The organism is Chitinophaga sp., from assembly GCF_017745275.1.
Lineage (GTDB): Bacteria > Bacteroidota > Bacteroidia > Chitinophagales > Chitinophagaceae > Chitinophaga.
In genome coordinates this window covers 283837-299435 of the sequence record NZ_JAGHZS010000008.1, presented here as the reverse complement: position 1 = coordinate 299435, position 15599 = coordinate 283837, and the positions used below count along the sequence as shown (strand labels likewise).

Below are 15599 nucleotides of genomic sequence, written 5' to 3'. Positions count from 1 at the left end.
AAAAAGCTATTAAAGCGAATGATAAGAGCGGGTATTAAATTACCTATACACTCTTATCATTCGCTTTAATAGCTTTTTGCTTTCTGCTTTAAGCTTTCTGCTTTTTAGTTACCTTGCGTAAAAAAGTAGCATCGTGAGTACGAGCATTGGAATAATTGGGAGTGGTAGCTGGGCTACTGCCCTGGCGAAAATTCTGACAGACAATGGTCATCATATACACTGGTGGATCAGAAATGAAGACACTATTCGTCATATGCAGCAGCGTCATCATAATAAGCATTATCTCACCTCTGTGTATTTTGATACCAGCCTTTTATCACTAAGCAGTGATGTAAAGGCAGTAGTAGCCGCTTGTGATGAGTTAGTGCTGGCAGTACCTTCTGCTTTTTTGGAAGATGTATTACGCCAACTGCCCGCCGATGCATTGAACAACAAAAAGATTATTTCTGCTATCAAAGGCCTGGTTCCCAGCAATAATACCCTGATCGGAGAATACCTGCATATGCAATTTGGTTTACCGGCCAGCCAGTATTTTACTATTACGGGTCCTTGTCATGCCGAGGAAGTTGCTAATGAAAAGTTGTCTTATCTCACTTTTTCCGGTACGCAAATGGCCGCTACCCAGGCTATTGCCGACAAGTTTACAGGCAGTTACCTGCAAACCATTGTTAATACAGATGTAGTGGGTGTACAGCTGGCAGCCGTTCTCAAAAATATTTATGCATTGGGGGCCGGTATTGCTCATGGCCAGGAATATGGCGACAATTTCATCAGTGTATTTATTGCAAATTGTTTCCGGGAAATGCAAACGTTCCTTGAAAAATATGAAGAGCAGAAGGCTGCCGTAGCCGGAACAGTGCCAATGGTGCATAATTACAGTGCCAGCGCTTATTTGGGTGATCTGCTCGTTACCTGTTACTCCTTACATAGCCGTAACCGTACTTTCGGTAATATGATCGGTAAAGGATATAGTGTAAAGGCTGCACAACTGGAATTGAATATGATTGCAGAAGGTTATTATGCCAGCAAGTGCATGCATGAAATGAACAGGAACATTGGTGCGTATATGCCGGTAGCACAGGCCGTATATACCATTTTATGGCAACAGGTACATCCTTCAGAAGCTTTCCTGGCACTGGAAAAGGGCTTTATATAAAGTTGTTTCCCGCAAAATCAAACAAAAAGAAATGGAATCGCCGGAGCGCAATGCCAAATGTTCTCCTTTGATTCCATGTTATTACCCTATAAGTTGAATGATTTTGCGGGAAAGTAAATTTTAGTAATCATCATAATCCTCGTAGTTATCCTCCCCAATCTTCATAATCGCCCTCACATTGGGAAAATATTGTTTTATCAGTGTAGCAATCCTGGTAAAAAGATAATCGCTTAAAACAGGTCCTTCATAGTACTCAATCTCATTGGTTTCATCGGAGATGATATACTCAGTGATGTTTCTGTCAATAATGGCCTGAAATCTTCTCTGACGTGGTAGCTTCCGCAGGTTGATTTTGGTAGGTACTCCATCCACATTGAAAGTACATGCAATGTTACGCATAACAACGATTTTGGGTTTAAATGAGAAAACGGAATGGTTAGTTGTGTTTCACATGGTAGCATTGGTGCTCTTGGTACAGCTAAAATAAGCTGAAATGGACAAGTGTGCAATATTGTAGCGATATTTTTATTAAATACTGTCATTTGTACCCGTTTTTGCCAGAACTACCCTCGAAATACAATACAATTATAATCTTTTATGTTTACATCAACCGTTAATAGAATATAAATGGAAAAAATAAAAATCTGTTCCGGCTGTGTAAATAGGGGAAAGGTAGTGTGGAAATTATTCTACGTTTTTTGCCGGACCAATCCGTTATAATCCCGCAGTATCCGCATTGGATTGAAATTTGAAACATTCAGAGTCCCTTCCCGGAATAAAAAGGAACAGGTGATGTGTTAAATAGAATTGCAAAAATTTTTTTGTCATGAAGATTAGAACCCTGCTTTTTGTTACTTCTTACCCCCCACGCGAATGTGGTATCGCTACTTTCGCTCAGGACCTGGTAAACGCGATGAATAAGAATTTTGCCGGCAATTTGAACATTGAAATAGCGGCATTGGAAGAAATGGGAAAACCAGCAAATCCTAAAGAGGCCCCGGTTACATACTCCGTTAATCCATTCGATATTGACAATTGTATTGAGTTTGCCCAGCAAATAAACGACAACGATAAAATAGACCTGGTTTGTTTTGAACACGAATTTGGCCTGTATGGCGGAGAATATGGATATAATTTGCTGGCCATGCTGTCCTTACTGGACAAACCATTTGTAGTGCGCTTTCATACGGTATTACCTTACCCGGATCTGAAATGCACCAAGGTAGTAAGCCTCATCAGCGCCCTGGCGGCAAAAGTGTTGGTGATGACCCGCTCCTCTGCAGAAATACTCCAGCAGGTGTATCATGTACCCGCCAGCAAAATTGTACATATCCCACACGGCACACACGCTCATATTGTAGAGGACCTGCTGGCACTTAAAAAACAATACAACCTGGAAGGAAAACAAGTGCTCAGCACCTTTGGCCTCCTCAGTGAAAATAAAGGCATAGAAACGGCTATCAGGGCCATGAAAGACATCGTAAAGCATTACCCTGATGCGGTGTATCTTATACTGGGAAAAACCCATCCCGTAGTATGTGCCAGGGAAGGGGAAAAATACAGGAATTCACTGGAAGAACTGGTGGCCAGCCTGGGATTGCAAAAACATGTCAGGTTTGTAAACAGCTATCTTTCACTTAACACGTTACTTGATTATCTGTCATTGACAGATATCTACCTCTTTACCTCCAAAGATCCGCATCAGGCGGTAAGCGGAACTTTTGTATACGCCATGAGCGCAGGTTGCGCGGTGATCTCTACTTCCTTTGTACAGGCACGCGAAATGCTGGAAGATGGCGCCGGCTGCCTCATCGATTTCAATAATGCGGATCAGCTGGCAGCCAATGCACTGAAACTATTGGGAGATCCCGGATTACGCCAGCAGATGAGCAGTGCTGCTATTGAAAAAACACGTAGCTCTATTTGGGAAAACGTAGCCCTGGCGCATATGGGAGTGGTCAGTGAAGTGCTGGCCGCAGATAAGCTACTGCCCAATTTACCCCCTCCATACCTCGATCATATTGACCGTATGACCGACGAATTCGGCATGCTGCAATTCTCAAAACACGATGTACCGGATCCTGAATTCGGCTACACATTAGACGATAATGCCCGCGCCCTGATTTCGATGTGCATGTACAGCAATGAGCTCAAGCCCAGTAGCTTTATTCATGCCTTATGTCGCAAATACATCAGTTTTATTGGCTATTGCCAGAAACCTTCCGGCAAATTCTTTAACTACGTGGATATCGATGGCGAGTTTTCTGCCATGAACGAGGAGGTGAACCTGGAAGATGCCAACGGCCGTGCTATATGGGCATTAGGCTACGCATTGTCTTCCCACAGGAATCTGCCGTTTGATGCCGTACAGGATTGTTTGTCGCTGTTCAGACAAAGCTTCCACTGGATGGAATCACTTTCCTCTCCAAGAGCAATTGCCTTCACCATAAAAGGGCTGTATTACTTCCTCCAATATAAACAAGGGGAAAGAGCAGCAGAGATTTTACAAATTCTGGCGGCAAAATTGTACACCTATTACGAAGAGGAGGCCGATGAAAACTGGCATTGGTATGAAGCCTATCTCACGTATGGTAATGCAGTGTTACCGGAATCTATGATGATCGCATACCTGGTAACCGGCAATGAAGCATACCGTAAAGTAGCAGAAGAGAGCCTGGCATTCCTTTGTAGCAAAACGTTTACAGACAGCCACATGAAGCTGATTAGCAACAAAACCTGGTATCACCGTGACACCGCTCAACCATCGGAAGATGGAGGCGAGCAATCTATTGAAGTGGCCTATACCATGTTAGCAATGAACACATTTTATAATATCACTAAAAATAAATCATACCTGGAGAAAATGCGCCTGGCATTTAGCTGGTACCTGGGGAATAATCACCTGAAACAACTGGTATATAACCCGCTCACTTACGGTTGCTACGATGGCCTTGAGAAAAATAATATTAACCAGAACCAGGGCGCCGAATCTACCGTGTGTTATCTGATAGCAAGACTTTTGATGGAACAATGGAACAAACATAAGTATGTTACAACGAAACAAAATAGCCTGGAGCCAATTAGGCTCGGCATCAACTGATAGTAAAATGAAATATCCCAACATTCTTATCATCGATGATGAACCGGATATTTGCAGATTATTGCAACTAACACTGGTTCGTCATGGATACACTGTGAAGTATGTACATGAACTGGGAGAGGGGATGCAAGCCATCTTCAAACATCAGCCTGACTTGCTTTTCCTGGACATCCACCTGCCAGATGGTTCTGGATTGGATGCCTTACCAATGATCAAAGAAAGATGTCCAACTTTGCCCGTCGTCACGATCAGTGCGTATGACACCGCAATGGAAAAACAAACCGCATTGAATGCAGGAGCCGCATTTTTTCTCGCTAAACCTTTTAGTGTCAAACATGTTGATGAACTAATGGGCACGATTAAAAGCTAAGCGTCTCTTATTTATAATTAGTAATTTTAACTAGCATTGTTGTTGCCAATTACCACATATTAAAGAAGTATGAAAAATATTCTGATCATAGACGATGAAATTAATATCTGTACACTCCTGAGTAAATTTCTCGGGAAACATGGATTTGAGGTAGATACTACCATGACAGGTAGTGCCGCGCTGAAAATGATGAAAGAGAAAACCTATGACCTGGTGCTTTGTGATTACCGGCTGAAAGATACAGATGGCGCGCAGTTGCTGCAGGATATCCATCAAATTAATCCCGGTACCATCGTAATCATTATCACGGGTTATACAGACGTGAGAGTAGCCGTGGAAATGGTGAAAAATGGCGCGTATGACTATCTTTCCAAACCACTGTATCCCGATGAAATACTTAGCCTGGTACATAAAGCTTTTGCACATAAGGAATCCGAACAGGAAAGAAAAGCAGTAAGACCCATAGAATCCGGTAGTGAACCAGAGGTCAGGGAAACCTTGCTGTCGCGCAGCCAGAACGATAAAAGCGATAAATATGTATACGGCGAAAGTGAGGGCGCCAGGGAATTAATCCGCCAGATTAAACTGGTAGCACCTACCGATTATAGTGTAATCATTTTTGGTGAAACTGGTACTGGTAAAGAATCTGTGGCCCATTTAATACATCATCACAGCAAAAGAAGCCAGCAACCTTTTGTGGCACTCGACTGTGGTAGCTTGTCGAAAGAACTGGCCGCCAGTGAATTATTTGGTCACGAGAAAGGATCCTTTACCGGCGCTATTAACACTAAAATAGGCGCCTTTGAACAGGCACAGGGCGGTACCCTGTTCCTCGATGAAATATCCAATTTATCGTACGATATACAGGTAGCCCTGTTAAGGGTGCTGCAGGAAAAGGTAATCCGTAAAGTAGGTAGCTTAAAAGAAGTACCAATTGATGTGCGCATCATTGTAGCTTCCAATGAAAAACTGTCGGAGTCTGTACAACGTGGAAAATTCAGAGAAGATCTCTTTCATCGCCTGAATGAATTTACCATCTATATTCCGCCACTGAGAGAACGCCGCGATGACTTGCCTCTGTTTACTACTGCCTTCGTAAACCAGGTAGAAAGAGAACTGGATAAATCCTGTGGGAAAATCTCTGCGGAGGTATGGGATTGCTTTAAACAATACAACTGGCCCGGTAATATCCGTGAACTGAAGAATGTGATCCGGAGAGCATGCTTACTCACACCGGAAATGGAAGATATCACCATGAGCGCCCTGCCGCTCGAAATGAAAGAGTCATTTACACAGGCGCCGGAAGAAGTATTTGTATCTGGTGAACTGGCAATGCTGTCTAACGATAATGACCTGAAAACAGTAGCCTTACAGGCGGAGTACAATAAAATTATTAATGTGCTGAAAGAAGTGAAGTACAATAAAACAAAAGCAGCACAGGTCTTGAACATTGACCGGAAAACGTTGTATAATAAGCTGCGGCTGCTGAATATTAATTATTAGCGCTGTTAGCCGTTAAAAAAAATGCAGCGGAGACCATGTGATCTCCGCTGCATTTTTTTTAACGGCTAACAGCTAGCTCCGGTAACGCAATAGTGAACGTACTCCCTTTGCCAGGCTCACTATCTACATGTATACTTCCTTTATGGTTTAGGAGAATATTCTGAGTACTGGTTAATCCAAGCCCTGTGCCTTTCGCCTTGCTGGTAAAAAAAGGATCAAACAATCTTGATAGCTTGTCTTCCGGAATACCTACCCCATTATCTGTAATCATTAGTTTAGCTTTATCATTACTACGTGTAGTGGTAATGGTTAGTACGCCTTTTCCCGGTACCATTGCCTCAATAGCGTTGATAATAATATTAAGAAATGCGATCACTACTTTTTCCTCATCGGCGCTTACCTGGATATCTGGCGCCACCAGGTGGCATTCCACCTGTATTTCGTTGAGTTGGATCCGATCCTGGGCCAGCGCTAACGATTTTTCAACTAAGGTATTGATACCGCAATTGTCCATATGCAGTTCTATCATGCGCGTGCTGTGTAAAAGTTCCGTGATTAGCTGGTTAATACGGGTACAATTGCGTTCTATGATATCTGTGTATAGTTGAGAATCTTCACTAATGGTTACGTCATCTGTATCTTTAAACTGGCTTACTGCCAGTAAGATATTGGTCAGGGGATTTCTTACTTCATGCGCAATCACCCTGGCAATACGACCGGTGATAACAAACTTCTCCTGGTGTTGCTTCTCCTGTTCTTCTCTTTTTTTATCAGTAATGTCCTGTATCACATACAGAAATATTTGTGCAGCTTCATCGAGGGTCACTGTATTGATCAGGACAACCAGTTTTTTATTTCCCGCTGTTTTAAATTCGTATTCCTGGCTTCCCGGCAGGTTGTTCCCCAGGAATTTGTCGTGCTGTTCTCCTGACACAAATAGGTCGCGGAGGTGTAATTGCAGTATTTGTTCCCGGGTATAATTCAGCGTACGAAGGGCCGCAGGATTGGCATCTACAATATGGTGTTCCTTATCGGCCAGGATAATGAGGTCGTGTGCTTTTTCGAAGATGCCGTAGTATTTTTTTTCACTTTCTTCAATAGACCGGCGGTGGTTATATTCGTCTACTGCATACCGGATGGATCTTTCCAACAGGTCGGCGGTCATTTCTCCTTTTACCAGGTAATCGTAGGCCCCTGCCAGCATGGCCTCCCGGTCAATATTGTAATCGCCTTTGCCGGTGAGCATAATTACCGGCGGCTGATTGGTCATCAGTTGAATACGGCGCAGGATATCAATACCGGTATTAGGCCCCAGGCGATAGTCTACCAGGAATACATCATGCGTATTGTTTTCAATGGCAGCAATACCTTTCTGGTACGTAGATGCCCATTCCAGTACATATTGCCCGGGTGATATATCTTCCAGTAGTGATGTTACAAGGAAAAAGTCATCTTCATCATCATCTATCATCAAAATGTGTATAGCACGATCGCTCATTGCTTCAATTAATTTGGCGATAAAAAGTAAGGCTCATCTACCGCAATAACAGTGCTAGGCTTAACCAGTCTCATGATCCTCTTTTTTATGCGGTTGTTTCAATGGTAATATAATTACGAAAGTAGCCCCTTTGCCCGGCTCTCCGTAAGCCTGTATGTAGCCGTTATGGCTATCCACAATTTTTTTGCAGATGGCCAGCCCTATGCCGGTACCGGTATATTCGCTAATGCCATGAAGCCGCTGGAAAATCAGGAAGATGCGCTCTGCATAGGCCTGATCAAATCCAATTCCATTGTCAACAACATTAATGCGACAGAAAATTTCTTTGGCACGACTCTCCTTCGGAACCCCTAATTCAATACCAGACATGATCTGATGGTGGATGTCTATTTGCAGCGGCCGCTCCGGGCTGGCAAACTTAATGGAGTTGGCCAGCAGGTTCTGAAACAGTTGGTGGAAAGAAGTATCACTTCCTTCAATCACAGGCAACTGATCGTATTTAATCTGTACATTTTTCTCTTCCAGGGTTACTTCCAGGTCGCTGAGCACTTCCTGTAAAAGTTTGTTCATATCTACCGGCGTAATAATTTCCGGCGTAATACGGCCAGCCCTGGAGAATATCAGCAGGTCGTTGATCAGCACCCGCATACGCGAAACGGCAGACACCATGCGATCTATCAGTTGTGAGGCATCCGGCGGAAGCTGCTCTTTGTACTTCATCTGCAGCCGGTCACTAAACGTGGAAATTTTCCGCAAGGGTTCCTGCAAATCGTGGGAAGCCACATAGGCAAACTGTTCCAGCTCCTGGTTGGTTTTATTTAACAGGGAAATGTTTTGTTGCAAATCACGCTGGTACGACTTCATCCGGCTTTCAATATGCAATTGTAATTTAAATTCCTTTGTAAGGGTAACATAAGAATAGATACCGATCAAAATAGCCACCAGCGAAGAGATGAAGATCATCGGCACCCACATCACCGCAAAGAAATGATATAACTCTGATTTTTCCTGTACCAGGCCTTCTTCAATACGAAGCATATCACGCACCTTATTATCAATGAGGTCCATCGATTTTTCACCTTCTTTTACGGACGACAACTGCTTTAACTGCGTAGAATTTTCACTCCCTACTTTCAACTGCTGATACTTGATAGCGAGCAATTGCCGCAAAGTGTCCAGGTGTTTTTGTTGCACGGGATTGTCCGCGGTGATTTTGCGCAGCAGCAAATATTCTTCTTCAATCCGCTTGGTGCGTTCCTGCATACTGGGATCCAGGAAAGAACTGTCCTGGGTGAGCGTATATCCTCTAATGGCGGCCTCTGCTTCCTTCAACTGCCGGGTAATCACCTCCAGCCTTTTGGAAACCTCTATAGCATGATTAAGCCTGCCGGCATTGTCTAACAGGTTTTTGGCCACGAGATAGGAAAACACGGAAGCGGCCACAATCACCGTAAAGGCGATGAAAAAACCGAGTCGTATTTTCTTGTGTATTGAAAAGTGCATCTGATTGTACGGGATATGTATAAGCATTTCAAGATACTACTTATGTGTGATATATAAGATTAAAAGTTATTGTTTCAGGAGCATTTTTGCTGAGCAACATATTCTACAGAATGCCAATTAATTCTACGTGGATCATGTCTGCTGCCGGATGAACCCGTAACGGGCGTGGCGGCAGAGGTTAGCGCCTGATGTAACCGTTGCCTGTATTGATTTTTAGAGAGATGACGCACGCACTGGACTCATTAATTTGCTGCGCTTGGAATGAACTTTGGATCACTAACTATAGTGTTCACCCATAAAAAATAAGTCATGGATAACCCGGATAAAAATAAAGAACCCACTCCTAATCCTGCCACACCAGATAAACAACAGCCCGGAAAAGAGAATCCCACGCCGGTGCAACCGCCACCCCTGCAGCCGCCCCCGGTGATGCCGGAAAATGAACCTATTCCGGAAGAATTGCCGGAAAGAGAAACGCCGAGGAAGCCCGCAGATCCACAGGCAGGAGAAGAGAGAGAAGAAGCATTTAAAAGAAAATCACCAGATCATCGCTGATGCTAAATGATTGGCGATGCGAGTTTCTATAATTGTTAAATGGAAAACTGCAAGGCCCCCTGTGAATACGGGGGGCCTTTTTAAATCCTTTGGTTATGCAAAAAACAAATCCGAAGAAACCCGTCAGGCCGGCCCGGCAACAAATGAGGCAACCTGGACTGGAAGAGGAAATGGAGCCATCTCCTATATTCGAAAAAGCTACATCCCGCAATGGAAAACTGCATAATAAGGTAGCCCTGATTACTGGTGGCGATAGTGGTATTGGCCGGGCAGTAGCCATTGCCTTTGCAAAGGAAGGGGCCAATGTCGCCATTGCTTATTTAGATGAGCACGCGGATGCTAAAACCACTTGTGAACATATTACGCTTTCTGGTAGGAAATGTATGCTTATCGCCGGCGATATCAGCCAGGAGAAGCATTGTGCAGATATTGTTAAGCAGGTAGTAAAACAGTTTAAGAAGATAGATATACTGGTAAATAATGCAGCAGTACAATATCCGCAAAAAGGGATTGAAGATATCTCTGCTGAACAGTTGCATAAAACATTTGAAACAAATATCTACCCGCACTTTTATTTAACACAGTCGGCGTTGCCACACATGGCTGCGGGAAGCTGCATCATTTGTACTACCTCCGTTACGGCCTACCGGGGAAGCGCCCACCTGATTGATTACAGTGCCACCAAAGGAGCAATTGTTGCCTTTGTGAGATCCTTATCGGCTTCGCTGTCGGCAAAGCATATCAGGGTAAATGGTGTAGCGCCGGGGCCTATCTGGACGCCATTAATACCAGCTACTTTTACACCGGATGAAGTGTCGAAGTTTGGAACAGATGTGCCGCTGCAACGTGTGGGGCAGCCATTCGAAGTAGCGCCGTGCTACGTATTCCTGGCCAGTGATGACGCCAGCTACATTACCGGGCAAATACTGCATCCCAATGGAGGGGAGATTGTAAATGGTTAGTCTTGACCAGATCACCGACCCCGTTGCCGTAGCAAAATCCGTGAAATTACGTTACGTGAAAGCCAATGCGCCCGGTTTTACCCGCCGGCGTAAAGGAAAAGATTTTGTTTACCTGGATACCAGCGGTGCCGTTATCAAAGATGAAGCGGTGCTGGCCCGTATCCGCGGACTGGTATTACCTCCTGCCTGGGAACAGGTATGGATCTGCACCTGGCCCAATGGCCACCTGCAGGCCACCGGTATTGATGCCAAAGGCCGCAAACAATACCGCTATCACAGCACCTGGGCCAAAGCCCGCAACGAAACAAAGTACTATCGCCTCCTGCAGTTTGCAGAAAATTTACCGAACATACGTAAACGGATAAACGAAGATCTGAAACGACCAACACTCGATAAGGAAAAAGTAATTGCCATTGCCTTATCTGTGATGGAGGAAACATTGATAAGGGTGGGAAATGCTTCTTATGAAAAATTATATGGCTCTCACGGACTCACCACCCTGCAGGACAGACACGTGAAAATAAACGGCAGTGAGGCTTTCTTTCAGTTTAAGGGCAAAAAGGGGGTACAGCATAAAATAACACTTCACAACGCTACACTGGCCAAACTATTGAAAAATGTGAGGGATATTCCCGGCCAGGTATTGTTTCAATACTACGATGCAAGCGGCGATCATAAAGGGCTGGATTCAGGAGAGGTAAATGAGTATATCAAAGCCTGCTGTAGCGAAAATGAGTTTACCTGCAAGGATTTCCGCACCTGGGCCGGAACTGTAAACGCCCTGAACTTACTGGCAGATCTTACCCCCTTCACTACAGTAACAGAGTGCCGCAGCAACATTGTAGCAATAATCGACGGTGTGGCGGGCAAATTGGGGAATACCCGCGCCGTATGCAGGAAATATTATATTCATCCTCAACTATTGGAAAGCTACGAAAAAGGCACACTGGAGCCCTGGCTGCAACAACTGCGCACTAAACGCAGCAACCCGTCCGGCAATGGGAGGGACGGGTTGCGTGCAGACGAAAAAGTGCTCCTTCACTTTCTTCAGGAAGAGCATAAAGCATAAAGCTGAAAGCAAAAAGCAAAAAGCTATTGAAGCGGTTGATATAAGCGGATATAAAAATTTGTCTATTCGCTTATATCAACCGCTTCAATAGCTTTTTGCTTTTTGCTTTCAGCTTTATGCTACTGAAACAGCAGCTGTTCTTCTCTGTCTTCTACTTTAATTTTCTGAATAAACTCATCAAATCCTGACCCCTCATGTGAACTGTAGGCGCCGTAAGCGTCCAGTACATAGCCTTTTTGCCCTTCGTGGTCTTCCAGCACATACAGTACAGAGGAATCTGAAGGGTCTGACTCACCTTCAAAACGATAGGTTTTAATGATAGTCAGGTCTTCCGGATTATAAATTTTTTGTGCATCCTTATTCTGCAATCTGCCATGATCACTCATTGTTAATTCATGATCAAAGCCTCTTTCATGCAGTTTTTCCAGTACTCTTGATAATGTGGTCATTTCACCTGGCTTTTCCATAAAAAAGGGTTTTTGTGTAAAGACGAAAAACCAAAAGTTATGCCGCGATGTTTTATCATAATGGTACTATTTATGTTAACTTTTTACTAAACCAAAACCCATTTCATCATGCGTGCAATATGGTCAGGGTCTATAGGATTTGGACTCGTAAATATTCCAGTGAAATTATTTAGCGCCACCCAGGACAGCCGGCTGGACCTGGATATGCTCGATAGCAAAGACCTGGCGCATATTAAATTCAAAAGGGTCAACGAAAACTCCGGCAAGGAAGTGCCCTGGGAACAGATCGTAAAAGGATACCTGTATAAAGATGAATATGTAGTATTGGAAGATGAAGATTTTGAAGCTGCCAGCCCGAAGAAAAGTAAGATTATAGAAATAGAATCTTTTGTGCAAGAGACCGATATAGATGACATCTATTTTGAATCTGCTTATTTTGTAGAGCCGGCTAAAGGAGGTGAAAAAGCCTATTCACTATTATTGCAGGCGCTTCAGAAAAGTGGCAAAGCAGGCCTCAGCCGTTTTGTACTGCGATCCCAGGAACACCTCTCCGTTATACGCCCCCGTGAAAACTACCTGTTATTACAGCAACTCCGTTTTGAAGAAGAGGTTAGATCTGCCGAAGATCTGGCGGTACCCAGGGACATTAAATTTGCAAAGAGAGAGCTGGACATGGCCATGGAGCTGATAAAACAATATACCACTGAATTTGACATTACACAATATAAAGATGAATACAAGGCTGAGTTGCTTAAAATCATCAAAGCTAAAGCCAGTGGCAAGAAAACCGTGGTGAAGAAAATGCGCGTGGTACATACCAAGAGCGATGAACTTTTTGATCAGCTAAAAGCCAGTCTCGGTAAGCCTGCCAATAAAAAACGTGCATCATGAGCCTGTCGCTGTACAAACAAAAAAGAAACTTTACCAAAACCACCGAACCCATAGCAGGCAAACCGGTGGCAGGGAAACATATTTTCGTGATTCAACGCCATCACGCCAGCCGCCTGCACTACGATTTCCGCCTGGAAATAGACGGCGTGCTGAAAAGCTGGGCGGTACCTAAAGGCCCTTCTATGAACCCTGCCGACAAACGGCTGGCCATGCAGGTAGAGGATCACCCGTATAATTACAAGGATTTTGAAGGCACCATTCCCGCCGGAAACTACGGCGCCGGCACCGTTTACATCTGGGATAAAGGCACCTTTGAGCTGATGAATCCCGACGGTAACAGCTTTGATAAAGAGGCGCTCAGGGAACTGAAATCCGGCGACCTGAAAATAGTTATGAAAGGAAAGAAGCTGAAGGGAGAATTTGCACTGGTGAAAATGAAGGGCGCTGAAGGCAATGCCTGGTTGCTCATTAAGCATAAAGATAAGTATGCCGTAACCGAATATAACAGTGAAGACTATACGCCGGAAAGTGTAAAGGCAAAAGGGATAAAAGAGAAAGCGGACGCAAAGAAAGGGACAAAGAAAAAAACGGTGGCCTCCCCGGAAACAGCTCCGTCTCCCCCTAAAAAAACAAAGAAAGACGCCATTAAAAAAGTATATAAACCTATGCTGGCAACATTGGTAAGCGAGCCCTTTGATGGAGCCGACTGGCTCTTTGAAACCAAATGGGATGGCTATCGTGCCATTGCTACGGTAAAAGATCATACCGTAGCGCTCTATTCCCGCAATGAACTATCATTCGTAGATGCATATCCTCCGGTAGTGGAAGCTTTAAAGAAAATAGATCACGATGTAGTGCTGGATGGAGAAATTGTGGTACTGGATACCAAGGGTGCCTCTAACTTCCAGGCGTTACAACAGTATAGAAACACCGGCAAAGGTCAGCTGATATATGCGCTGTTTGACCTGCTATACCTGGATGGGCATGACATCCGGCATTTGACGCTACTGGAGCGTAAAAGCCTGCTAAAGACATTGCTGGCGGGTGTAAAAGATAAGACGCTGCGTTTTTCCACACACGTATTAAAAAACGGGAAGCGCTTTTTTGAAAACGCAAAGCAAAAGCAGTGGGAAGGCATCATTGCCAAGAAAACCGACAGCATATACCAGGAAGGAAAAAGAGGAATGAACTGGCTTAAAGTCAAAAATATTAACGAACAGGAAGCGGTTATCTGCGGTTATACAGCCCCACGTGGCAGCAGGAAGAAACTCGGCGCATTGGTGCTGGGCATTTATGAAGGACAAAAGCTTCACTATATCGGGCATTGCGGCGGCGGACTCAATGACACTACCATCGGCGAACTCTATAATAAGTTGCAGCCTTTGATCACGGATGTAAATCCTTTCGGTGTAAAGATAGCCACCAATATGCCGGTCACCTGGGTAAAACCCCAGCTGGTATGCCAGGTGAAGTTCCAGGAATGGACCGGCGATGACCATCTCAGACAACCCATTTTCCTGGGATTACGGGAAGATAAACCTGCGAAAAAGGTATACCGCGAAATTGCAAAATAATGTACTATGGCAACTACCGACACAACACGTATACTCACATTAAACAGCAAAAAGGTAACCCTCAGTAACCAATCAAAGCTGTACTGGCCAAAGGAAAAGATTACCAAGGGCCAGTTGATCGATTATTACCTGTCTGTATCTGCGTTTATTTTGCCATACCTGAAAGACCGGCCATTGTCTTTACATCGTTTTCCCAATGGCATTAACGGACCGTCCTTTTATCAGAAAGACCTTGATCTCACCCAAACACCTGGCTGGATTAAGAGTGTGCCGCTGATAGCTGATTCCACCGGGAAAAATGTGGACTACCTCGTATGCAACAACGAAGCCACCCTGGCTTATATGGTAAACCTGGGCTGTATTGAAGTAAACCCCTGGCTGTCGAGGCTCAAAACGCTGGATACACCGGACTTTATAGTGCTGGACCTGGATCCGGAAAACATCGATTTCAAGTATGTAGTGGAAACGGCATTGCATATCAAAGCCCTGTTGGATAATTTCAATATTACCTCCTTCTGTAAAACGTCCGGGTCCACCGGCCTGCATATTTATATTCCAACCGGTACGGCTAAAATCAGCTACGACAGCAGCCGTTTATTTGCAGGGTACATTGCACAACAGGTAAATGAAGAACTTCCTGGCACTACCAGTGTGGTCAGAGCTAAAGCTGCCAGGAATAAGAAAGTGTATATCGATTTTCTGCAGAACAGCCGGGGACAAACGGTGGCCGCTCCGTATTCTGTTCGGCCAAAACCCGGTGCCACCGTGTCTATGCCTTTGTTATGGAAAGAAGTCACTCCCCAATTACGCATCAGCGATTTTGATATCTTTAACTCACTGAAACGGCTAAACGAAAATGGAGGTGTATGGGAAGATATCCGGAGTGTAAAAAATGATCTGCGAAAAGCGGTGCGTGAAATTGAACAACTTGTAAAAGCGTAGTCTTTTTAT

General features: G+C 44.3%; 14 protein-coding genes. 10 read left to right on the top strand and 4 right to left on the bottom strand.

Annotation, left to right across the window (positions count from 1 at the left end):
* Window positions 1-133 precede the first annotated feature (133 nt).
* On the top strand, window positions 134-1156 hold the full coding sequence (locus J7623_RS24565; protein ID WP_291925421.1) for an NAD(P)H-dependent glycerol-3-phosphate dehydrogenase: 1023 nt from the start codon (window positions 134-136) through the stop codon (window positions 1154-1156).
* A 120-nt stretch (window positions 1157-1276) separates the two neighbouring features.
* Here J7623_RS24565 and J7623_RS24560 read toward each other — a convergent pair whose 3' ends face one another.
* Window positions 1277-1555 (bottom strand): hypothetical protein, encoded by a 279-nt coding sequence (locus J7623_RS24560; RefSeq protein ID WP_291925417.1) that lies wholly within the window; start codon window positions 1553-1555, stop codon window positions 1277-1279.
* 427 nt (window positions 1556-1982) lie between these two features.
* On the opposite strand from J7623_RS24560, the gene J7623_RS24555 reads away from it, so the two are divergent.
* From J7623_RS24555 to J7623_RS24545, 3 genes are all read left to right on the top strand, one after another.
* Window positions 1983-4256: a glycosyltransferase gene (locus tag J7623_RS24555; protein ID WP_291925415.1), complete on the top strand. Its 2274-nt coding sequence runs from the start codon at window positions 1983-1985 to the stop codon at window positions 4254-4256.
* 7 nt (window positions 4257-4263) lie between these two features.
* Window positions 4264-4626 carry a response regulator gene (locus J7623_RS24550; RefSeq protein ID WP_291925413.1) on the top strand — a complete coding sequence of 121 codons (363 nt, stop codon included), beginning with the start codon at window positions 4264-4266 and terminating at the stop codon, window positions 4624-4626.
* Between the two features lie 69 nt (window positions 4627-4695).
* Entirely contained in the window at window positions 4696-6129 is a 1434-nt protein-coding gene (locus J7623_RS24545) for a sigma-54 dependent transcriptional regulator (protein ID WP_291925411.1), read from the top strand.
* A gap of 58 nt (window positions 6130-6187) precedes the next feature.
* Here the strand turns inward: J7623_RS24545 and J7623_RS24540 are convergent, their stop codons facing one another.
* The gene (locus tag J7623_RS24540) at window positions 6188-7627 is read right to left on the bottom strand and encodes a hybrid sensor histidine kinase/response regulator (RefSeq protein ID WP_291925410.1); all 1440 of its coding nucleotides are present in this window, start codon (window positions 7625-7627) and stop codon (window positions 6188-6190) included.
* Window positions 7628-7687: 60 nt separating this feature from the next.
* Window positions 7688-9130, bottom strand: a complete 1443-nt coding sequence (locus J7623_RS24535) for an ATP-binding protein (RefSeq protein WP_291925408.1) — start codon at window positions 9128-9130, stop codon at window positions 7688-7690.
* Between the two features lie 309 nt (window positions 9131-9439).
* Between J7623_RS24535 and J7623_RS24530 the strand changes: the two genes are divergently transcribed.
* The 3 genes from J7623_RS24530 (at window position 9440) to J7623_RS24520 (ending at window position 11716) form a co-directional block, all read left to right on the top strand.
* Window positions 9440-9685 carry a hypothetical protein gene (locus J7623_RS24530; RefSeq protein WP_291925405.1) on the top strand — a complete coding sequence of 82 codons (246 nt, stop codon included), beginning with the start codon at window positions 9440-9442 and terminating at the stop codon, window positions 9683-9685.
* A 95-nt stretch (window positions 9686-9780) separates the two neighbouring features.
* Entirely contained in the window at window positions 9781-10647 is an 867-nt protein-coding gene (locus J7623_RS24525; protein WP_291925403.1) for an SDR family oxidoreductase, read from the top strand.
* Window positions 10640-11716, top strand: a complete 1077-nt coding sequence (locus J7623_RS24520; protein ID WP_291925401.1) for a DNA topoisomerase IB — start codon at window positions 10640-10642, stop codon at window positions 11714-11716. Before J7623_RS24525 ends, J7623_RS24520 begins: the two co-directional genes overlap by 8 nt.
* Window positions 11717-11835: 119 nt before the next feature.
* Here J7623_RS24520 and J7623_RS24515 read toward each other — a convergent pair whose 3' ends face one another.
* Window positions 11836-12183 (bottom strand): hypothetical protein, encoded by a 348-nt coding sequence (locus tag J7623_RS24515; protein WP_291925399.1) that lies wholly within the window; start codon window positions 12181-12183, stop codon window positions 11836-11838.
* 108 nt (window positions 12184-12291) lie between these two features.
* Between J7623_RS24515 and J7623_RS24510 the strand changes: the two genes are divergently transcribed.
* The 3 genes from J7623_RS24510 to ligD (J7623_RS24500) are packed head-to-tail and all read left to right on the top strand — an operon-like array spanning window position 12292 to window position 15590.
* Window positions 12292-13074 (top strand): Ku protein, encoded by a 783-nt coding sequence (locus J7623_RS24510; RefSeq protein WP_291925396.1) that lies wholly within the window; start codon window positions 12292-12294, stop codon window positions 13072-13074.
* Window positions 13071-14648: a non-homologous end-joining DNA ligase gene (ligD, locus tag J7623_RS24505; RefSeq protein ID WP_291925393.1), complete on the top strand. Its 1578-nt coding sequence runs from the start codon at window positions 13071-13073 to the stop codon at window positions 14646-14648. The genes J7623_RS24510 and ligD (J7623_RS24505) overlap by 4 nt, the downstream gene beginning before the upstream one ends.
* Window positions 14649-14654: 6 nt before the next feature.
* Window positions 14655-15590, top strand: a complete 936-nt coding sequence (ligD, locus tag J7623_RS24500) for a non-homologous end-joining DNA ligase (RefSeq protein WP_291925391.1) — start codon at window positions 14655-14657, stop codon at window positions 15588-15590.
* The last annotated feature ends 9 nt before the right edge of the window (window positions 15591-15599 follow it).